Annotated in this window: 19 protein-coding genes; all 19 read right to left on the reverse strand. The window is 59.2% G+C overall.

From position 1 onward, the window contains the following. Window positions 1–26 precede the first annotated feature (26 nt). Window positions 27–443, reverse strand: a complete 417-nt coding sequence (locus HY29_RS15665) for a hypothetical protein (protein WP_198019773.1) — start codon at window positions 441–443, stop codon at window positions 27–29. Window positions 444–499: 56 nt separating this feature from the next. Beyond that, complete coding sequence (locus tag HY29_RS15670) at window positions 500–775, reverse strand: metal-sensitive transcriptional regulator (protein WP_034798806.1); 276 nt, start codon at window positions 773–775, stop codon at window positions 500–502. A gap of 106 nt (window positions 776–881) precedes the next feature. Further along, window positions 882–1,424 (reverse strand): rhodanese-like domain-containing protein, encoded by a 543-nt coding sequence (locus HY29_RS15675; protein WP_241765236.1) that lies wholly within the window; start codon window positions 1,422–1,424, stop codon window positions 882–884. A gap of 85 nt (window positions 1,425–1,509) precedes the next feature. Continuing rightward, window positions 1,510–2,064 carry a DUF305 domain-containing protein gene (locus HY29_RS15680; RefSeq protein WP_034798811.1) on the reverse strand — a complete coding sequence of 185 codons (555 nt, stop codon included), beginning with the start codon at window positions 2,062–2,064 and terminating at the stop codon, window positions 1,510–1,512. Between the two features lie 78 nt (window positions 2,065–2,142). Next, window positions 2,143–2,592, reverse strand: coding sequence for an ion channel (locus tag HY29_RS15685; RefSeq protein WP_034798652.1), 450 nt, complete (start codon window positions 2,590–2,592; stop codon window positions 2,143–2,145). Further along, the gene (locus HY29_RS15690) at window positions 2,589–3,932 is read right to left on the reverse strand and encodes an APC family permease (protein WP_034798653.1); all 1,344 of its coding nucleotides are present in this window, start codon (window positions 3,930–3,932) and stop codon (window positions 2,589–2,591) included. The genes HY29_RS15685 and HY29_RS15690 overlap by 4 nt, the downstream gene beginning before the upstream one ends. Continuing rightward, complete coding sequence (locus HY29_RS15695) at window positions 3,929–4,429, reverse strand: DUF411 domain-containing protein (RefSeq protein ID WP_034798655.1); 501 nt, start codon at window positions 4,427–4,429, stop codon at window positions 3,929–3,931. The genes HY29_RS15690 and HY29_RS15695 overlap by 4 nt, the downstream gene beginning before the upstream one ends. A gap of 17 nt (window positions 4,430–4,446) precedes the next feature. Further along, window positions 4,447–6,672: a copper-transporting P-type ATPase gene (locus tag HY29_RS15700; RefSeq protein ID WP_034798657.1), complete on the reverse strand. Its 2,226-nt coding sequence runs from the start codon at window positions 6,670–6,672 to the stop codon at window positions 4,447–4,449. A 53-nt stretch (window positions 6,673–6,725) separates the two neighbouring features. Next, complete coding sequence (locus tag HY29_RS15705) at window positions 6,726–6,980, reverse strand: hypothetical protein (RefSeq protein ID WP_034798659.1); 255 nt, start codon at window positions 6,978–6,980, stop codon at window positions 6,726–6,728. A gap of 135 nt (window positions 6,981–7,115) precedes the next feature. Next, a complete protein-coding gene (locus HY29_RS15710; RefSeq protein WP_034798660.1) occupies window positions 7,116–8,210 on the reverse strand; it encodes a DUF2231 domain-containing protein in 1,095 nt (364 codons plus the stop codon). A 9-nt stretch (window positions 8,211–8,219) separates the two neighbouring features. After that, the gene (locus HY29_RS15715) at window positions 8,220–9,023 is read right to left on the reverse strand and encodes a copper resistance protein B (RefSeq protein WP_034798662.1); all 804 of its coding nucleotides are present in this window, start codon (window positions 9,021–9,023) and stop codon (window positions 8,220–8,222) included. Then, window positions 9,020–10,861, reverse strand: coding sequence for a copper resistance system multicopper oxidase (locus tag HY29_RS15720; protein WP_034798664.1), 1,842 nt, complete (start codon window positions 10,859–10,861; stop codon window positions 9,020–9,022). Before HY29_RS15720 ends, HY29_RS15715 begins: the two co-directional genes overlap by 4 nt. 58 nt (window positions 10,862–10,919) lie before the next feature. Then, a complete protein-coding gene (locus tag HY29_RS15725) occupies window positions 10,920–11,315 on the reverse strand; it encodes a hypothetical protein (protein WP_034798665.1) in 396 nt (131 codons plus the stop codon). A gap of 246 nt (window positions 11,316–11,561) precedes the next feature. Then, window positions 11,562–12,263 (reverse strand): phosphatase PAP2 family protein, encoded by a 702-nt coding sequence (locus tag HY29_RS15730; RefSeq protein WP_051601628.1) that lies wholly within the window; start codon window positions 12,261–12,263, stop codon window positions 11,562–11,564. Continuing rightward, complete coding sequence (locus HY29_RS15735) at window positions 12,260–15,286, reverse strand: efflux RND transporter permease subunit (protein ID WP_034798667.1); 3,027 nt, start codon at window positions 15,284–15,286, stop codon at window positions 12,260–12,262. The genes HY29_RS15730 and HY29_RS15735 overlap by 4 nt, the downstream gene beginning before the upstream one ends. Continuing rightward, window positions 15,283–16,359: an efflux RND transporter periplasmic adaptor subunit gene (locus tag HY29_RS15740; protein ID WP_034798669.1), complete on the reverse strand. Its 1,077-nt coding sequence runs from the start codon at window positions 16,357–16,359 to the stop codon at window positions 15,283–15,285. The genes HY29_RS15735 and HY29_RS15740 overlap by 4 nt, the downstream gene beginning before the upstream one ends. Further along, window positions 16,356–17,621 (reverse strand): TolC family protein, encoded by a 1,266-nt coding sequence (locus HY29_RS15745; RefSeq protein WP_051601630.1) that lies wholly within the window; start codon window positions 17,619–17,621, stop codon window positions 16,356–16,358. Before HY29_RS15745 ends, HY29_RS15740 begins: the two co-directional genes overlap by 4 nt. A gap of 374 nt (window positions 17,622–17,995) precedes the next feature. Further along, window positions 17,996–19,378 (reverse strand): sensor histidine kinase, encoded by a 1,383-nt coding sequence (locus tag HY29_RS15755; RefSeq protein ID WP_155838383.1) that lies wholly within the window; start codon window positions 19,376–19,378, stop codon window positions 17,996–17,998. After that, window positions 19,371–20,042 (reverse strand): winged helix-turn-helix domain-containing protein, encoded by a 672-nt coding sequence (locus HY29_RS15760; RefSeq protein WP_034798671.1) that lies wholly within the window; start codon window positions 20,040–20,042, stop codon window positions 19,371–19,373. The genes HY29_RS15755 and HY29_RS15760 overlap by 8 nt, the downstream gene beginning before the upstream one ends. Window positions 20,043–20,045: the final 3 nt, after the last annotated feature.

The following is a 20,045-nucleotide window of genomic DNA, read 5'->3' on the forward strand; positions in this document are numbered from 1 at the left end:
GCTGTGGCAGCCGCAGGTCATCGCTCTCAATTCAGGAAGCGCTGCTTTAGCGATATTGGCGTGTGCTGGACGATATCCAGCCGAGGTGGAGGCCCGGTCTTTAGTGTTTCGCGCTCTGGCAGGAATGCCTTTGGTGGGTTAGCGAGAACCGCAGCAAATTCTGCGTCTACATTCGCAACAGGTGCAACTGGATTGGCGTCACTGTGCGCCTGGATAAGCATGGGTGCACAGTCGTATCCCGCGGGGCAATCAGACGATGACGCCTGATCTGTATGCCCGGTGTCGGCCATGGCTTCCATCGCCATGTCATGACAGGGATGATTGCTGCTCATTTCAGTCGGCGCGGTTTCGGAGGCCCCGACCATCAATGGACACGCCATGACCGGATGAGCCGCCATGAAGGCAGCGGCAAACAGTGTCAGGAGGCGGGTCACAAACTGCATCATTGTTCAAATACGTGAAAAGATTAAAACTTTCATTTCAACAAACTGTGAGGCCGCTACTTCTTGCGGCCACCAAGCACAGCAACAAGTTCCTCGACCTTTTCACGCCGGTCATCGACATTGCTTCCGGTCAGGGCATGATCCACACACGTTGCGATATGGTCATCCAGGATAACGGCCTCGAGGCCGACAAGCGCGGCCTTCACAGCCTGCACCTGACGAATGACATCAATACAATACCGATCGTCGGACACCATCTTCGTGATGCCGCGCACTTGTCCCTCGATGCGGGCAAGCCTCCGGGTCGCGGCCTCTTTGGTTTCAGTCTTCATGGCAAATACCCCATACAGGGTATCCATATGGGGACCTCGTGAAGCAATTTCCAGTCTCTTTATGCGTCAGAAACGAAAGGTTCAGCCCAAGATGGACTGACAGTCATCACTCAATGGCATTTCCAGCTGCGCTCCACGCCTTCATCGAGCCGATATAGACATCGACGTTCGAGAACCTCTTCCGCAGAAGCTGCGAGGCGGCAATCGTGGCACGTGCACCGCTCCCGCACATGGTCGTGACCGGTTTGTCCGGGTCGAGGTCACTGGCCGCATCAGGCAGCTTGCCGACATAAGCGTGCTTGCTGTCCTTGATATGGCCGCTCTCATATTCGTCGATGGCCCGGACATCGAGCAGGGTCCAGCCAGCCGGCGGGTTGTCTACGCGCGCGGCGACGGTTTCGGTATCGACGAAGTCGAGTGTGTCGAGCGGGCCGTTCTGGACCGCCACGGGCATGGCGCCGCTGACAAATCCGCTCACATTGTCGAAGCCGATCCGCTGAAGCGTGGTGGCCGCATCGACCGCCTGGTCGTCATCGCGTGCTACCAGCAGCACCGGTTTGTCGCCTGGCAGCAACCAGCCCGCGAAGGCGCCGCGGATCGATGACCGCAGCTTCACCATCGGCACTAAGGAAATAGGAAAGGTGGGCAAGGCCCTGTGCCTTGATCTTTTGGAGTCTCATTCTGTTTCGCTCCTTTTCGGGATCGAATGGGTCTGACTGGACGTGGAAGGCGCGTCAGTCCTCGGCGATGGCTGCCCCGGCAGCGTCGTCTGGGTTGAGCGTGCCTTCAAAGGGAGGAACGGGGCGGCTCGCCGCCTCGCTTTCCGTCGATGCCGGGCCATTCTCCGCGATGTCCGAAATCAGCCATTCCATTTCCTTGATCTCGCGGCGCTGTGCCGTGATGATCTCGTCGGCAAGCTCGCGCACGCGGACATCCTCGATGCCGGCGCGTTCACTTGTCATGATGGCAATGGAGTGGTGGGGGATCATCGCTTTCATGTAGGACCGGTCGTCGACAGTGCTCTGGCTGCGCACCAGCCAGAGGGCCAGGACGAACACGACCGCAGCGCCAATGAAAATGCCGAAATTGATCCGGCTGTCCTTGTACATGTTGAGCATGAAGCTCAGCATCACGACGGCCATCGCGGCGCCCATGATGAAGGCCATGTAGAAGCGCGTTTCGCTCCAGCGAACATGCTCCCACGCATAGGTGTTGAGGTACATCAGTCCAAACATCACGATCACCGATGTGATGATCATTGCTCCAAACCGCCAATAACTGTTCTTCATATCCACTTTCAACATCCTCCTTATACAGTGGTGGGGTATTTCCACGACTAACGGAGAAGTGTGTGAACAGGTTCCGAGTTAATCCGATTTTTGAATTCCGCCCGAAGTTGGACCATCCATTTGGTTTCGCATCAGGAGGAAAATGAAGGATGCCGAGCACGAAATCAGCAGGAAACCATTGAGTGATTCCAGTCCCGCCAGGAACCGCGAATGTCCGGTTGGATAGATATCGCCCAGCCCAAGCGATGTGTAGTTGACGAGGGAGAAATAGAATATGTCCATGAACCCGTCCGCTTCGCCGCCCTTGAAACCACCCAAGTCAAAGGCATCCAGTAGCGTAAAGCTGGTTGCATAGAGCGCTGCCTCAGCGAGGTGCGCCAGGCCTGCACCAATGATACCCGAAACAACGATCGGGAGACCTGAACGCGCTTCATGGTTCAGGCGTCGGTGCAGATGCGCCAGTGCGAGATAATGCACTGTGCTTGCCAGCACAAAAGTGAGCAGTCCGATCAAGGTTGCGATGATCATGAATGGGCTTTGTGCTGGTCGTTTCCGGACTCCTCTGCGGGAGGATTGTCGCGAAGACGTTTCAGGAAGAAATGCTCGAATAAAAAGACTGCAGCCATGCCGAAAGCCGCGATCATGATGATGACTGGATCGGCTTGCCACTTCAGGGCGATGAAGGCGATCAGGACGACGGCATCGAGTGCCATCGCACAGATAAGGATTGCGGGTGCGGCGCCGACATCCCGTCTCAAATGCCGGAAGACGCCCCAATGGATGATGATATCCATGACCAGATAGAAGATTGCGCCAAGCGAAGCGATGCGACTGAGATCGAAGAAAGCCGCGAGCAATCCGGCAGCCACAACCGTATAGACGAGCGTATGACGCTGTACCGTTCCGGGCATGCCGAAATGTCTATGCGGAATCAGGTTCATGTCGGTCAGCATGGCGAGCATGCGAGAGACGGCAAACAAGCTGGCAAGCAGGCCTGAAGCTGTCGCGATGATCGCAATCGTTACTGTGAACCACAATCCATAGTTTCCAAGTGCTGGCCGGGCCGCTTCGGCGAGAGCATAGTCCTTCGCCGCAACAATCTCCGAGACAGTGAGGGTTGATCCGACAGCGAAACAGACAAGGAGATAGATGAAAGTGCAGATCGCAAGCGAGATCATGATGGCCCGCCCGACATTGCGGGTCGGTTCCTTCACCTCGTCGCCACTGTTCGTGATGGTGGTGAATCCCTTATAGGCCAGGATGGCGAGCGCGACGCCGGCCAGGAACCCACCGGCAGATGTGCTGTCAGCGAAACCGTCTGCTGCTGGCTGGAAGCTGAATCCGGCAGCCCAGATCGCAATAAGCGCGAAAATCAGTATGCCACCAATCTTGAGAATAGCCGTGACCTTCGATACGCCGCCGATCACCTGATTACCGGCAATATTTATCACGAAAGCCAGGATAATCAGTCCGATTGCCAGCAAGGGGACGAATATGCCGCCCTCGACGCCAAACAGCTGCAGCGTGTACGCACCGAACGTGCGGGCGACCAGGCTTTCATTGATGATCATCGAGAACGCCATCAGCAGGGCTGCGCTTCCAGTCACGGTAGACGGGCCGTAAGCGCGTTGGAGTATCATCGCGATGCCGCCGGCGCTCGGATACTTGTTGGAGACCTTGATATAGGAATAGGCGCTGAAGCCGCTGATGATGGCTGCCGTGAGGAAGGCGAGCGGAAACAGGTCGCCTGCAAATTCAGCGACCTGACCGGTCAGGGCAAAGATGCCGGCACCGATCATCACGCCCGTCCCCATGGCGACGGTGCCCGCCAGCGTCAGTGACCCTTGCTTGTAGTCATCCTCACTCATGGTCTTGCCGGTTCGGAGACCAATTGCGTTCCCCGATAGGAGGCATATGTCCTGGCATCCTCTCCAGAGAAGATGATGACATCATACCGATCTGGCGCGTTCGGTGTTTCCATGCCGGGAGAGCCTTGCGGCATGCCGGGCACCGAGACGCCGTTGACGTCAGGCTTTTCTTCGAGCAAGCGTCGTATTTCCCGAGCGGGAACGTGACCTTCAACGACATATCCGGCGACTTCTGCGGTATGGCAACTCATCAGTTCATCCCGAACACCAAGCCGTGACCGAATGGGTGTCAGGTCCTCTTCCTCTTTCACGATGACGTCGAAACCCTCGTCATGCAGGTGGTCCACCCAGGCGGCGCAGCAACCGCACCATGGCGTCTTGTGTACAGTGACTGTTTGCGCGTTGGCTGTGGGTGACGCGGAGAAGAGCATCATACCCGCTATCAGGGCTGCAATCATCAGCGCACCGAGCGCGCTCATAGCAAGTGGTCTGGACATGTCTGTGCTCCGGAAAATTAGAGTTTAAGGGTTCTCAGCCGCAAGGCGTTGCCGATAACAGATACGGAGCTGAAACTCATGGCGGCCGCCGCGATCATCGGGCTCAGTAACAAGCCGAAGAAGGGATACAGAATGCCAGCGGCAACCGGCACGCCAAGCGTATTGTAGAAGAACGCGAAGAACAGGTTCTGGCGGATGTTGCGCATCGTGGCGTGGCTGAGCTCCCGGGCCTTTGCGACCCCGATCAGATCGCCTTTCACAAGCGTTACACCGGCACTCTCCATGGCCACATCGGTTCCGGTTCCCATGGCGATTCCGACATCCGCCTGAGCGAGCGCGGGCGCATCATTTATGCCGTCACCGCACATGGCCACGCGGGCACCGTTCTTCTGGAGTTCGGACACGATCCGATGCTTGTCTTCAGGCGAGACGTCGGCGTGAACCTCATCGATGCCGACCTTGTCGGCGACCGCGCGTGCTGTCGTCTCATTGTCACCTGTCAACATCACAATCTTCAACCCTTCGGCATGAAGACGTCTGATGGCTTCCGGTGTCGTCTCCTTGATCGGGTCCGCCACAGAGACAAGGCCTGCCGGTTTTCCGTCGACGGCGGCGAACATAACCGTCTGGCCTTCGGTGCGGTACTGGTCAGCGCGTGTCCCGAGGTCGTCAGACCAGCCCCCGATCCGCTGCATCATCTTTCTGTTGCCGATGGCGACGGTTTGGCCGTCGACGCTTGCCTGCGCACCTTCGCCAGTGACGGATTCAAATCCGTGCGCATCCTTGTGAGGCGCGCCCTTGCCTTTTGCGCCACGCACGATCGCGTCGGCAAGTGGGTGCTCGCTCAAACGTTCCACCGCGGCTACGAGACTAAGCAACGAGGCTTCGTCGAAGCCTTCGCCTGGCTGGACGCGTACCAGTTCGGGACGTCCGAGCGTCAACGTCCCGGTCTTATCGACCACGATCGTATCGACCTTCTCAAGCGTCTCCAACGCTTCAGCATTCTTGATCAGGATGCCGTTGGACGCGCCCTTGCCCGTGCCGACCATGATCGACATTGGGGTTGCCAGACCTAACGCACAGGGACATGCGATGATCAGGACGGCAACGGCATTCACGATCGCAAAAGCCATCGCCGGGTCGGGTCCGAACACGGCCCACACGACAAAGGTCAGGATCGCAATTCCAATAACAGCCGGAACGAACCAGGCAGCGACGAGATCAGCGAGCCGCTGGATTGGAGCTCGGGACCGCTGAGCGGCGGCAACCATTCGGACAATCTGGGACAAGAGCGTGTCTTCGCCCACATGTGTCGCCTTCATAACGAGCGACCCGGTTCCGTTGACCGTGCCGCCGGTCACACGGGCGCCAGTGGCTTTTTCGACGGGCAGGGGTTCGCCGGTGACCATGGACTCGTCAACCGACCCATGGCCGTCGACGACCTCGCCATCGACCGGGATCTTCTCACCTGGCCGGACCCGCAGCTTGTCGCCAGACTTTACATCCGCGAGATCGACATCCTGTTCGCTGCCATCGTCAGCAATCCTGCGCGCAGTAGCAGGGGCAAGCTCCAGCAGTGCACGAATGGCTCCTGAGGTGGCGTTGCGCGCGCGCAGTTCGAGCACCTGGCCAAGTAAAACCAGCGTAACGATGACGGCGGCCGCCTCGTAGTAGACTGCTACCGCGCCGCCATGCCCACGGAATGAATCGGGAAATATGCCGGGCGCGAATGTTGCGACCAGGGAATAAATATAGGCCACGCCGACGCCCATCGCGATCAGGGTGAACATGTTGAGGTTGCGTCGCTTCACGGATTGCCAGCCGCGCTCGAAGAAAGGCCAGCCGGCCCAAACGACAACGGGAGTCGCGATCAGGGCCTGAAGCCAGACACTCCATGTCGGATCAATCCAGTGCCTGAGCGGGCTGCCGGGAATCATTTCGCCCATGACAAAGGCGAGCAGTGGCGCCGAGAAGACAAGGGCGACCCAGAAGCGCCGCGTCATGTCATCCAGTTCGCTGGTATCCTGCTCGGCCGTCACCGTTTCCGGTTCGAGCGCCATGCCGCAGATCGGGCAGCCTGTATTGGCAGTTTCGCGTACCTGCGGATGCATGGGACAGGTCCAGACGGTGCCGGCATAGCCGATCGGAACCTTGTCATAGGCATCATCGGGCTTCTCTGGAGCGGCCTGATCGTTGTGATGGCACGCATGTCCGGAATGGGCGTGAGAAGTGTCGTTGGTCATGGCTCTGACTCTTTCAGCAGGAGTGCTTCACAGGATGAGGGTATGCATCACTTTTATGCGCTGCTGTTTCGGTTGAAGAAGTTGAACAAGGGAACGAACAGAAGGGCGATGTACCAGCCATAGAGATAGCTCTCGACAAGGCCGATCAGGAAACCAGTCAGCGTTCCAAACTCAAATCCGGGCAGTAGATCCTGCCATGCTGGATGCATGTGAAGGCTGGACGGCGTCACACTCCCCCAGCCGACGCACAGCAAATAACTGACGAGCAGGAACAGAGACAGCGAGTGTCCGACGGGGATAATTTTCATTCTGACCTCCAGCGGTCCAGGCAAGAGCAAGTAGGACAGTCATAGTATAATACCCCTAGGGGGTATATTCAATATCATCGCCGCTTGCCGGTTGCTTTTCAACTTGGCCGGCAAGCGGCAGTTTGGATTTCCTCCTTATCGCGGCGCACGGGAGGACGAGTGCGTGTGAATGACCTGCCAGGTGCCGGCGACCTTGCGGAACAGCACCGTTTGTTTCCCGATACGCTCCAGGCGTTCGCCATTGGAGCTGAACGTTCCACTGATCGCTGTGTCCGCGACAGCCCATGCAAAGTCACTTCCCTCGAATTGCACGTCTATATTCGAGAAGTCGAGTTCGAGATCCGGAATGGTATCTTTTTCGGGCTCGACATGATTTTCGACAAGGTCGAGCAGGCCAGTATTCTCGCCGCCTGACTCAAAGTACCGGGCGCCTGACCAGTCGAGAAAGTTCTGTCGGAACAGTTCGCCATCGCCGGTCTCCCAACCGGTTTCGATCGCGGCCATGATATCCAGGATCGCCTGTTCATCAGTCGAGACCGGTTTGGTGTCGTGATGGCCGTCGGAGTTGTCGTGTCCGGCGGGGACCGTGCCTGACATTTCTCGATCAGCTGCACCGTCGGTATGGTCGTGATCATGTCCATCGCCGCTCGCCGATGATCCATCCATCGTGTCGGATGGAGGCGCTCCGTGAGCGTCTTGATGATCGTCTGTTGAATTTACGGTGCCTTGGTCGCCATGACCGGCTCCGCCGCCATGATCATGATCGTGGCCTGGCCCGCTGGCTTCAGGAAGGGTCTGCACGCCAAGTCCGTACTTGTAGACAATTGTGCCTCCCCACCACGCTGTAACCGTCAAAAGACCTGCCACCACCAGGGCACTGATCGCAAATACCGGGCCGGGCGACGAGGCCCTTCTCAGCCAGCGCCAACCGGCGAGGGCCAGTAAGGCGAGGCCCGTGGGAACAGCCCAGTTGCGATGGGTTGTCATCGCTTCATGGGACGGCGCATCGTGAGCAACGCTGTAATAGGCCTGAAACCCGGCCGCGATGGTGGCCAGAACCGCCAAGGCAGCCAATGCCAGCATCCAGTCGGCGGCCGGTCGAAGGCTGTCGCGCCAGCGGCCTGCAGGTACGAGGAGGCCAGCCACATATGCCAGGGCTGCAGATGTGCCGAGGGCATAGGTAAAATGCACCAGCACGGGGTGAATATTGGGTTCTATGAAACCGCCCATCTTGTTCTCCTAATACCAGGTCCGCAGGCCCACGAGAAAGACGATATCGTCGCCTTCACCGCCTGCGGCTTTGATCATGTCGCGTGTCTCACCGAAGGCGCTTTGCCATTCGACGCCGACATAAGGCGCAAACTCCCTCCTGATTTCATAACGAAGCCGCAAGCCGGCATCGAGTGTGCTAAGTCCCGCGCCCGTTTCCCTTTCCGGTATGTCCTGCGCGGAAAGATTTGCTTCGATCCGAGGCTGCAAGATCAACCGCTGGGTCAGGAGCAACTCATATTCAGCCTCGATGCGGGCCGTTACATCGCCTTTTTCACTGAGAAAGGCGGAAGCGTCGACTTCGAACCAGTAGGGCGCCAGACCATTCAGTGCGACGACCCCATGCGCGAGACTATCCGGTTCGATGTCGTAGCGAACGCCCGCCTGAACATTCCAGAAAGGCGCAACCGCACGGGAATAGAGCGCCTGGATCTCGGCGTCATCCACGCCCTCTCCATTCAGAGAGGCGCGGCCCTCGCTCTTGAACCAGAGCTTGTTGATATCGCCTCCATACCAAGCCTGTCCGTTCCAGTACAAACTGTCGCCCTCGTCAGACATCTGAGCCTCGAGCTGGTTGAAGAGGATGTAGAAGCTCTTCTGGTCTCCGCCTTCGGCAAGAACGTCCCGGCGAGCCTCCGCCATTGCATCCTCGCCGTAGATGGCGTCGGCCTGATCCCAGGGCGGGGTTTGATTTGTGTCTTCCGCGAACGCGCTGCCGGTCGCGTAGAGCGCGAAGCCGAGGAGGAGAGGGGCTGCCAAATTCTGTTTCATCATGATTTTCCCTCCCCATGGTTCATGCCGTGATGGTCCATGGGCATATTCATCTGACCTGCCGGCATTTTTTCAGCTGGTGTCGTATCGTCTGCTGGCGGAATGACGCTGACGACCTGCATCATGCCAGCGTGCATGTGGTAAAGCAGATGGCAGTGGAACGCCCAGTCACCGACATGTTCTGCGGTGATGTCGACGCTGACCCTGTCTGCAGGCTTGACCGTTACTGTGTGCTTTCGAGGCATGTGATGACCACCGCCATTCACGAGATCGAAAAACATGCCGTGCAAATGGATCGGGTGTGGCATCATTGTATCGTTTACGAGCGTCAGGCGAACACGTTCACCCTCGTAGAACTTGATTGACTCGGTTACCTCGGAGAATTTTACACCGTCGAACGACCACATGTAGCGTTCCATGTTCGACGTCAGATGAATGACAATTTCGCGGCCAGGCGGGCGATGGTCCTCATTCATGTCGAGCGCGCGAAGCTGGTTATAGGTGAGCGTGCGGTGGGGGACATCATCAAGCCCGAGACCGGGTTCGCCCAAGCGGCTCATCGTCATGCCTGATACTTTTGCGACACCGGGGCCGCGCTCTATATCTGCTTCGATCTTGACGGGCTGGACCGCCGGACCATGAGGATCGGGCATCATCGACATGGCACCCATGTCGTGGCCTTTCATGTCGTCCCCGGCCGTCGCGGTGTCCGGACCATGATCCATGCTCCCCATGCCTGACATGCCCGCCATGTCTCCATGGGCCATTCCCATGTCCCGCATGGTCAGCATGGGCACGGGACGAAGCGCAGGCGCATCGGCCCGCATACCGGCACGCGGGCCGAGCGTGGCGACGGCCTGGCCGGAGCGGTCGATCGATTCGGCAACAAAGGCGTAGGCGCGCGCTTCGGTCGGCGCGATGATGACATCATACGTCTCGGCCACGCCCATCTGGAACTCGTCGGTCTCAACCGGCTGGACATTCAGACCGTCGGCCTGGACCACCGTCATCGGCAAGCCCGGGAGGCGGACATTGAAGAGGGTCATGGCGGAGGCGTTGATAATGCGCAGGCGAACCCGCTCGCCCGGCTGGAAGACCATATTGAAATTATCGGCCGTCGAATGGCCATTGATCAGGTAGGTGTAGGTTTCGCCGGTCACGTCTGCGAGATCGCGCGGGCTCATTCGCATCTGCCCCCACATGCCGCCAAGCCCGGTTGGGTTCGACAGGGTCGGGCGGTTGAAATTCAGGCTCTCGGCATTCTTCTTGAGCTTGTCGAAGATCCGGTGCGGATGCGTGAAACTCCAGTCGCTGAGGACGAGCACATATTCCCGGTCATAAGCCACTGGATCTGTACCTGCCGGATCTATGACGATCGGACCGTAATGGCCGAGTTGTTCCTGCAGACCAGAATGGGAGTGATACCAGTAAGTGCCATTTTGCGGCACCTTGAACTGATATTTGAACGTTTCGCCCGGTTTGATGCCCGGGAAGCTGACGCCCGGCACGCCGTCCATATGGAAGGGGACAAGCAGTCCGTGCCAATGGATCGAGGTGTCTTCGGCAAGCCGGTTGGTGACGTTCATTGTAACGTCATCGCCCTCGCGCAAACGCAAGAGCGGGCCGGGAAGTGTGCCATTGATTCCGGTTGCCATACCGACTTTGCCGTTGAGCCTGACCGGGAACTGCCCGATTTCGAGGTCGAAGCGCGTGCCCGAAAGTGAGGGCACACCAAGGTTTCCGTTGCTGGAAGATTTTGCCCAAGCGGGCAGGAGGCTGCTTGCCCCCCAGGCTGCGCCGGTGCCGAGCACCGTCTGCAGCATATGTCGTCTGTTCAACATAATCGTCTCCGTGAGGTGAATTTATGCAATCGGGCTGCTAATGCAGCGACGCACGAAATCAGCTCAGGGAACGCACCTTTAATGTGACTGGCGTTTGTTGCAGCAGGTAACTTCGGACCTCAGGCCAGGGCGTGCGGACATTGACGACGCGCTTCCATGCGTGTTGCCATGAGGGTGTAGCAAGCCCGATGGGCGTCGTATCGCCTGATACGTGCTGGACCGGGTTCGCCGTCTTGTCGGCTTGGGCGACCGTTGCTGTCTGAAGCTTGCAGTGATCAGTCTCATCATCGCAGGGCGCCTCAGGCCCATCGGCGGGCGCCTGGTGAGAATGAGCGGTGAACTCGGTTGCCATGCTGTTCGTCGCCGACATATCGACGGGACACGCGCAGAGCACCTGCGACAGGCTGAAAAATACAGTCACGAGAGTTGCGACAACAAAGTTCATGACCACCATTTATACCCCACAGGGGTTTAAATCAATAAAGAACCTCTGAGCTCTCGAAATAGGCCTGTGCCGGGCAGAGCGAACGCACAACCACCGGATAAACTCTCGGCGAACAAGTATGCGACGCGTTACACAAAGCGTTTCGCGCACAGACCCGCCCAATTATGATTGATCCAGGCCAGGAATGTTATTGGGGCGAGGTTCAGCAGTAGTGAAGGCGGGCCAATCTCGGTCACGTTCAGCCTTGTCCTCTCGTTACGATTGTGTCCTCACATAGCGCGCGATGAGCCACCACAGTATCGCCCAGGCCGCGCCAAATCCCCAACCGGCCACAACGTCGCTTGGCCAGTGGACACCAAGGTAGACACGACTGCATCCAACCAGAATCGAAATGAAAATCGCGCTCGCGATCAGAAATACTTTCAGGCGTTTATGGCTTTCCGCCTGAGCGAGAAGGAGGCCGAGCGTGAGATAGACCAGTGCCGAACTGGCGGCGTGTCCGCTCGGAAAGCTTGAACTCGAGGCGTGTGTCAAATGATCGACGAGGTCCGGGCGCGGCCGGTCGAAGCCGAGCTTCAGTAAAGAAATCAGAAGCGTGCCCGAAATGATCGAACAGACCAATAGCAGAGCTGTCCGGATCCTGTGCTCAAGGAGCAGGTAAAGTGTTGAAAGCACCACAATCAGAGTCAGGACCGCGTATCCACCAAGCGAGGTCATATCTCCCATTGCAAATTGCAGCCATGCCGGACCTATCGGGTCGCTGGTATCGCCCGCCTGTCTCAGCGCGAGCAAAAGTGTCTCATCGACCTGGTGGCTCTCGCCTTCAAGGACATCTTCTGCAATGGCCCCGAACAGCAATAGTCCACCAACCATGATGCCAAAAGCCACGATGACCTGGAGTTCGAATGCCGTGCCGGCGAACCGATGTCGCAGCCACGAAGAGAGCGCGCGAATCATGGCGCTGCCACGCTCCTGCGGCTTAGCGCTGCGTGGATTAATGGCGCGGCAATCAGAACGAGCGGCGCACCGACGATCAGTCCCGATATGATCGCGGTGGCCATCGGCGCGAGCAGGGCGGATCCTTGGCCGACCTTCAGAGCCAGGGGGGCAAGCGCCAGAATAGCAATGAGCGCAGACATCAAAATTGGGCGTAATCGGGCCTGGCCGGCAGAGATTCGGTCATCATGGGTCGCGCCATCGCCTTCGAGTTCTGCAAAATAGAAGACGCCGAGCTCGGCGATGATCCCGATCACCATGGTCAGGCCCATCATGGCTGAGATGTTGAGTTCCGTTCCTGTCAGGACCAGTCCGGTCAGGACCCCTGCAACCGACAGTCCGACAACGCCCAGGATGGAAACGGCCTGGGACAGGCTCTTGAAGAGGAAGAGGAGGAGGAGGCCGGACAGCAGGAAGGCTGCCGCGAACACGGCCATCAGGTCGTTGAACGATTTTTGCTGCTCTGCATAGAGTCCGCCAAATTCGTAGCGCACACCCGCGGGCAGGGCGAGGGCCCCGATCGCCTGCCGGACATCAACCATGGCCGACCCCATATCGCGTCCTTCAAGGCGGCCCGTCACGGCGGTCATCGGCTGCAAATTCTCACGGCTCGACTGGGCCTGACCGGACACGGTCTCGACGCTGGCGACGCGTTCGAGCGGTACGAGATGGCCGTCAGGCGCGCGCAGCATGAGATCCTCGATCTGCGGCACGCGTTGCCGGAGTTCGGGTGGCGACCAGAGGCGGATATTCAGACTGCGTTGCCCGGCGAGAATAGCGCCGGCAGATCGTCCCCCGACCAGCGTTTGAAGCTGCGCGCCCACGTCTGCGGGATCGAGGCCTTCAAAGGCCAGCGCGGTTCGGTCAAGCCTCACGACGATCGCATCGCCGGCTGTGCGATCTGATTTCCTGACCTCGACAACGCCTCGGACGCCTTCGAGCGCTAACAAGGCCTGGTCGGCCGCGATGGAGAGGGAACCTGGATCGTTGCCGTACAGTTTGACTTCAATAGGCTGCGGCACTGCCGTGAGATCACCGATCAGATCGCCCATGAGCTGTATGGTCTCAATCTCGAGCCCGGGAACGCTTTCGGCTACCCGCTGGCGGACTTCAGACATGACGGCTTCGATTGGTCGGCGGGGAAAGGGCGTGAGGCGGATAAACATGTCGCCTTCATTCGCCTCGGTGAGGCCGCCGCCCAGTTGGACGCCGGTGCGCCGCGAGTAGCTCGCAACATCGGGAATAGTCTGGATGATCTCTTCCATCTGCGACACAAGTCGGTCGGTTTCAGTAAGGGACAGGCCGGGCGGCGCGACATAGTCCAAAACGAATCCACCCTCATCCATTTGCGGCATGAAGCCGGACGCGATCCGGCTGGACGATAGGGTACCGGCACCAAGTGCCGCCACCACAAGCAAAAACGCCGCGACACGCGCATGGCCGAGCAGTTTTCGCATCAGTCCGGCATAGGCCCGCGCCAGCCCATCGAGCCAGCCAGCGGCGCCTTCGGCCCGGATGGCATCTTCCTTTCGTGCAAGCGTGCGGGCCAGGACCGGAACGACGGTCATGGCAAAGATCATGGAGAGAACCAGGCTTGAGGCCATGGTGATCGCCAGCGCTTTGAAGAATCCGCCCGTCACGCCTGACAGGAAGGCGAGCGGTGTAAACACAACAATTGTTGCGAATGAGGAGCCGACAAGCGGCTGTAGCATTTCGGAGGCTGCCTCGAGAACACCCTTTGTACCTTCGGCGAGACGCCGCGCGACATGTTCGAGCATGACCACGATATCATCGACGATCAGTCCGACCGCGGCCGCCATGCCGCCAAGCGTCATGATGTTGAGGCTCTGTCCCATGACCATCAAAAGCAGGGCCGTCGCGGCCAGTACAGATGGCAGCAGAATGGCCACGATCAGGACCAGCCTCAGACTGCGAAGGAAGAACAGCAAAACGAGACCCGCCAGCAGCGTCCCGATCAGAATGGCGTCACGGACGCTCCCGGCGGCGGATACAACAAGGTCTGACTGGTCATAATAGGACGTTAGGGTCAGATCCTTGGGAAACGCTACACGCTCCCTCGCGATCGTATTCTTGACGGCGGTGGTCAGGGCCAACGAGTTTGCGTCCGGCGACTGTCGGATGTTTAAAAGAACGGCCGGTTTCCCGTCGGCGGTCACCCGCGTCCAGTCCGGCGCTACGGCAAGGCGAATGTCGGCCACATCGGAGACTTCGACCGCGCCGCCACCGGCCAGGCTTTTCAGCACAATGTTGCCGATGTCTTCGGCGCCAGTAAGCTGATCGTCAACAATGGTCAGATAGAGCCGCGACTGGTCCTCAAGGCGGCCTGAGGCCGAAACGATGTTCGACGTGGAAATGGCGGTTTCGACATCCAGCACGGACAGGTCCCGCGCCTTCAGCCTCGCCGGATCGACGAGCACCTCATACTCAGCGTCGCGCCCGCCAAGCACGGAGACTTCGACGACGCCGTCAATTGACGCAATGAGAGGCCGCAGAGTGAATTGTGCGAACGTCTTCATCTCGACCTGGGACAGTGTGTCGGATGTCAGGGAATAGCCCATGACCGGAAAGATGGTCGGATCCATGCGGCGGATCTGGAAGGCAAAGCCCGGCGGCAGGGACGGCGCCAGCCTGGCGAGTTCTGATTCCGACTGGAGGGCTGCTGTTACGATGTCTCCCCCCCAGTCGAAGGTGACCGAAACCTCAGCAGAGCCTCGGCTGGTTTGCGAGCGGATATTGCGCACGCCGGGAACGGCGCGGAGCGCATCCTCGACGGGCCGGGTCACCAGCGCTTCCATCTGGTCGACCGGGCGGTCTCCAGCTTCCAGCGACACGGCAAGCCGGGGAAACTGGATGGTCGGAAACAGGCTGACAGGCAGCTGGGTCAGCGCGAAGCCTCCGCCTGCGGTCAGCAGACAAAACGCGGCAAGGATGAACCGCGCCTGCTGGCTCAGCCACCGGCTCATTTCGGTGCTTCCGGATTAACTGCCTGGCCGGTTGCGGTGTCGCCAGAGGTCAACTTCATCCCATCCGACAGAATTGCGCCGCCTTTAATGACCACCTGTTCGCCTTCCGAAACTCCAGAGACAATCTCTGTGAGGTCTCCATTCGTCTCGCCACTCTCGACCCTTCGGCGCTCCGCTTTGCCTTGTTGATCAATGAAGACATAGTCGCCCTGTTCGTCTGTAAACACCGCGCTGCGTGGCGTGAGAATGACTTGGGATTTTGTGTCCCCAACAGCCGTGGCGCGCACGGCCTCGCCCGCCAGGAACCCATTACCAGGAGGCAGCGGAACAATGATAGAGGTCATGCGCGTTGCCGGGTCGACCCGCAGGTCTATGGTCGCAATCGCCGCATCCGTCAGATGAGTTCCGCCATCAAGGCCTGTGAGATGAACGACATCGCCGCTTGCCAGCCGTGTCGCGTCTTCCAGTTCGAAATTGATCCGGGCCTGTATCGCATCCGGCTCTGACAATCTGACAAGCGGGCTACCCGCCGGAACCACGTCGCCGGGTGAAACGAGTACAGCATCGACCACGCCGCTCGATTGAGCCGATAGGGTCCGGACGTCACCGATATTCCTGCTCAACGTATTGGCTCTTGCCGTGAGATCATTCGCGCTCGTCTGTGCCCGCTCCACATCGCCGTCGCTTGCCAGGCCATCGGCCCGCAATCTTTGCTGGCGGGCCAGTTCATCCCGGGCGCCCGCGGCATCAGCCAGTGCCTGGGTCAGATCGAGGCTGGACGCCGAAGAGGGGGCGAGGCGTAGGAGTGGTGACCCCGCATCCACAGTCGCACCCGGCTGGACAAGGGTTTCTGCGACGCGGGACTCGATCTGGGTCGTCAGGACCTGCTGGCGCGAGGGATCAAATTGCACCGTGCCGTAACCGATGACATTGAGCGGGAGATCGCCGCGCACGGCGGGCGCCGTTGAGACACGGGCGACCGGCTCGGCGACAGGGGGCTCAGACGGCTTCGAGCATCCAGCTAGCAGGGAAAGTGTCAGGATGGCGATAGAAGGAAACAGGCGCTTTTTCATTTGTTTGTGTCCAGTGGCTGGCCGAGCGCTGTTTCCAGCGCGATTGATGCTTCGGCAGCCGAGAGTGCCAGCGTGTCTGCGAGGATTTCCTTGTCGAGTGCGGCCAGGCGTGTCGCAGCGGCAGATGTCTCGGCGATGTCGCCTCGGGCAGCTGCGGCCTCGGTTCGGGCAGCCTGGTCAGCGATACCCGACAGGCCTCTTATGACGTCAGCGCGTTGCCGGCGCGCAATCTCGAAAGCTGACACGGCTGATCCGATGTCCGCGCGAACGGTTTCGGCGCGCGCCTGATATTGCGCTTCCAGCACCGACAGGTCGGCCTCGGCCACTGCAATATCGCCGCGCGCCTGGTTCCAGACGGGAAGCGTGAACGTCACGGCCGGTCCAAGGGTACGGATGTTGCCTGTGTCTCGCCCGGCATTGATGGCAATTGAAGGTAGCGGGAAGCGGGACGCGTCGGCGACAGCAACCCCTGCGCTGGCCGCGCTCAAACCGTCCCGCAGACCTTTCAGGTCTGCGCGCAGCTCCAGAGCGCGCGCAAAGAGGTCCGGCATCGCGGGAAGATCGGCACTGAACGCTGGCGGCTTTTCTACAAGAATCGTGAGGCTTGGCGAGACGCCGAGCAGGCGATTTAAATCGAGGCGCGCTGCGGCAAGCTGGCTCTCTGCTGTGCGGTCCCGATCGGCGGCATCTGCGGCGCTCAGCCGCCGGGCATCGACCTCAACGGCGGCGATGTCGCCGCGCCCAGCTGCGCGCAGGGTGCGATCGAGGTCCTGATCGGCGACTTGCCGATATTGGATCGTCTTTTGCCGCACCTCTTCGAGCCATGATATCCGGCAGGCCAGCAGCTTGGCATTCTGCCGTGTTAGCCATTCAGCCCAGACTATGTCCTGGCGAACACTGGCCGCATTGGCTTTGGCTGCCTCAAGCCTGGCAGGTCGGGTCGAAAGTCCTGCCAGATCAAGTCCCAGAGACCCCGCGATGGCGAGGACTTCATTGGTTCCGTTCAGCGGCGCATCCACACCCAGGCTAAGGCTGGGATCGGGCAGTAGCCCTGCGGCAAAGATCTGGGCCTCGGCAAGGCCGGCCCGCGCCCGCATGGCATTCAGGTCTGGATTACCGAGCACGGCAAGCCCGGCGAGCTCGTCTGAAGCAAGAGGTGCGGCCGTCGACATCGAAGCGCCCGTGTCGGAAATCTGAGGCGCTGTGTAAGTCTGTACAGGCGTCGCGCAGGCGGCCAGGATAAGAAAAACTGGCAGGACCATAGGTGTTTTGATCGCGCTTCGTAAGCTTGGTTTGGTCACGGACCGAAACCCGCAAGCGTTTCGGTATAGTCGAGGGCTCCCCCTGTGCCGATCAAACATTATCGCCTCCTAGGATAAGGGTTTTGAGCCAATGCGGCGCCATTCGATCCAATCTGGGGTGCCGGTTGATTTGTCTTGCCATCCACTGCTTACCCTGGCGTGAGTTGCGGGCCAGCAAAGCCGCGCCCGCCACGCCAATTCCAACGCCGATCGGTATGAATGGAAACGGCGTCAGGATCGCGATAGGAACAGACAGGATGAGAAGCAGTACGCCCGTCCCCGCCAGACTGACTCGCCAGACGGATACTCTCTTGCGGGGGCTGTTTTGTACTTGCTCAGTCACGTGATTTCAACGCCTCCGAAAATGGTTTAAATCCCACGCGGACCGCTAGACCAGGCTTTGCATCTGAAAGTCGCAACCCGGCCTTATGCAGGTCGGCAATAGCCTTCACCAGGGCAAGTCCGAGGCCGGACCCCGGCGTATGTCGCGCCTTGTCGAGACGGTAGAACCGCTCTGTAACCCGCTCATATTCCTCTGGTGGAATGCCCGGTCCATCGTCGGATACGCTAAGCCAGACGCCATTCAGGCCGGAGCCGGTTTCGAGCCGGATTGTTGCGCCCTGACCCGCGTGCCTGATCGCATTCTCGATAAGGTTGGCGCCAAGTTGGGTGAGAAGGTCCTGATCACCATGTACGAGCGTGTTGGCATCCATGTTTGAAGAAACCAGTAATGTCTGTCCCGCATCGTCGCAGACTGCAGCATAGGCCTCGTACAGGGCTGCTGCGATACCGGCGATCGGGACAGCGCGAAATTTGGCCTTGCGGGCCCCCGCTTCGATTTGCGAGATTCGTAACAGCGCATCGAATGTGTTGGTGATCTGACGGATATTCGACGACGCCTGATTCAGTTTGTCCTGAAGCGCCGGCTGGTTGCTTGCTTCCAGGGTCAGGCTCTCAACCTGGATGCCGAGACGATTGATGGGCGTGCGCAGGTCATGGGCGATATCAGCGCTGACCTGTTTTATGCCAAGAACGGTGGCCTCCAGTTGTTCAAGCGCATCATTGATACGCTCGGACAGTCGGCCGAGATCGTCGCTGTGCCCATGCGTTTCTATTCTTTGCTGCATCTCCCCTGCGGCAACCTTGCTCAGAACGCTTGAGATCGCTTCGATCCGCAACTGTCCGCGGCGGGACAATATGAAGGCAACCAGTGCCGAAAGGAGCGTTACAATCAGGGTCGCCGCACCGAAGGACTTGAGCACCGTGCGGGCAATATCGTCTGTATCTTCATAACTGCGCGCGGTAATCAGGCGAAGATCACCGATTTGCCGGCTTGTCAGGAGGTATGTGTCGTCATCGTCCTGTCCCAGCCGGGTTCCGGACACATCACCGACTGCCAGGTCTTGTGGATCGGGCAGGCGGTGACCGGCGAGAAATGTTCCATCCGCAAGTCCGAGCCAGACGATGTCATCCTCAGGGTCTAGTGCAGTAGCACGCGCCCTAGTCGCCTCGACAAGCGCGTCTCTTCCATCTCTCTCAAAGGTGTCAGCCAGTTCGACCGACATCAAGACGGCAGCCTGTTCCACGCGGCGATCAAGGTCGTCATGGATCGCCTGGAAGGCAATCCAGCCCGCGCCGAGATTGGCCAAGACGAATAGGCCTGCCAGAACCATGGCAAAACGAAAGTACGTGCTTCGAAGAAGATCCCGGCTAAACACGAAGCGTGTATCCTACATTCTTGATCGTATGTAGAAGCTCAGTCTCAAAGGGTTTGTCGATCTTGGCGCGCAAGCGGCTGATATGGGTCTCGACCACTGTCGTCTGAGGGTCGAAATGGAAATCCCAGACCTGCTCGAGCAGCATGGTTCGCGACAGCACACGCCCTTCGGACCGCATGAAATATTCAAGGAGCTGGAATTCCTTTGTGAGGAGCTCAATAGGTTGTCCGGCGCGCGTCACGGACCGGCGCACCAGATCCATTTCGAGATCGGCAACAGTTAGTCGAGTCTGCTCAACTACCTGGGTGGGGCGCCTGCTAATGGCGCCGAGGCGAGCTGAAAGTTCGGAGAAGGCGAACGGTTTGGTCAGGTAGTCATCGGCGCCGGCTTCCAGGCCTTCGACACGGTCATCAACACCGCTGACCGCCGTGAGGAACAGGACAGGGGTCTGTACATTGGCGCCCCGCATCGCTTTCAACATGGACAATCCGTCCATGCCGGGAAGCATGCGGTCGAGGATGGCAGCGTCATACGAAGCGCGAAGCGCCAGGGTCAGCCCGTCGATGCCGTCTGTAGCATCGTCCACTACGTGTCCGGCGCCGCGGAGGCCATCGAGCACATATTTGCGGGTGACGTCATCATCCTCGACCAGCAGTATTTTCATGTT

The sequence above is a fragment of the Hyphomonas beringensis genome, assembly GCF_000682755.1.
Lineage (GTDB): Bacteria > Pseudomonadota > Alphaproteobacteria > Caulobacterales > Hyphomonadaceae > Hyphomonas > Hyphomonas beringensis.

Bases quoted from the DNA above. Each gene is read 5' to 3' on its own strand.
- HY29_RS15665 (WP_198019773.1), bottom strand. From the start codon at position 443: ATGCAGTTTGTGACCCGCCTCCTGACACTGTTTGCCGCTGCCTTCATG.
- HY29_RS15670 (WP_034798806.1), bottom strand. From the start codon at position 775: ATGAAGACTGAAACCAAAGAGGCCGCGACCCGGAGGCTTGCCCGCATC.
- HY29_RS15680 (WP_034798811.1), bottom strand. From the start codon at position 2,064: ATGAAGAACAGTTATTGGCGGTTTGGAGCAATGATCATCACATCGGTG.
- HY29_RS15685 (WP_034798652.1), bottom strand. From the start codon at position 2,592: ATGATCATCGCAACCTTGATCGGACTGCTCACTTTTGTGCTGGCAAGC.
- HY29_RS15690 (WP_034798653.1), bottom strand. From the start codon at position 3,932: ATGAGTGAGGATGACTACAAGCAAGGGTCACTGACGCTGGCGGGCACC.
- HY29_RS15695 (WP_034798655.1), bottom strand. From the start codon at position 4,429: ATGTCCAGACCACTTGCTATGAGCGCGCTCGGTGCGCTGATGATTGCA.
- HY29_RS15700 (WP_034798657.1), bottom strand. From the start codon at position 6,672: ATGACCAACGACACTTCTCACGCCCATTCCGGACATGCGTGCCATCAC.
- HY29_RS15705 (WP_034798659.1), bottom strand. From the start codon at position 6,980: ATGAAAATTATCCCCGTCGGACACTCGCTGTCTCTGTTCCTGCTCGTC.
- HY29_RS15710 (WP_034798660.1), bottom strand. From the start codon at position 8,210: ATGGGCGGTTTCATAGAACCCAATATTCACCCCGTGCTGGTGCATTTT.
- HY29_RS15715 (WP_034798662.1), bottom strand. From the start codon at position 9,023: ATGATGAAACAGAATTTGGCAGCCCCTCTCCTCCTCGGCTTCGCGCTC.
- HY29_RS15720 (WP_034798664.1), bottom strand. From the start codon at position 10,861: ATGTTGAACAGACGACATATGCTGCAGACGGTGCTCGGCACCGGCGCA.
- HY29_RS15725 (WP_034798665.1), bottom strand. From the start codon at position 11,315: ATGGTGGTCATGAACTTTGTTGTCGCAACTCTCGTGACTGTATTTTTC.
- HY29_RS15730 (WP_051601628.1), bottom strand. From the start codon at position 12,263: ATGATTCGCGCGCTCTCTTCGTGGCTGCGACATCGGTTCGCCGGCACG.
- HY29_RS15735 (WP_034798667.1), bottom strand. From the start codon at position 15,286: ATGAGCCGGTGGCTGAGCCAGCAGGCGCGGTTCATCCTTGCCGCGTTT.
- HY29_RS15740 (WP_034798669.1), bottom strand. From the start codon at position 16,359: ATGAAAAAGCGCCTGTTTCCTTCTATCGCCATCCTGACACTTTCCCTG.
- HY29_RS15745 (WP_051601630.1), bottom strand. From the start codon at position 17,621: ATGGTCCTGCCAGTTTTTCTTATCCTGGCCGCCTGCGCGACGCCTGTA.
- HY29_RS15760 (WP_034798671.1), bottom strand. From the start codon at position 20,042: ATGAAAATACTGCTGGTCGAGGATGATGACGTCACCCGCAAATATGTG.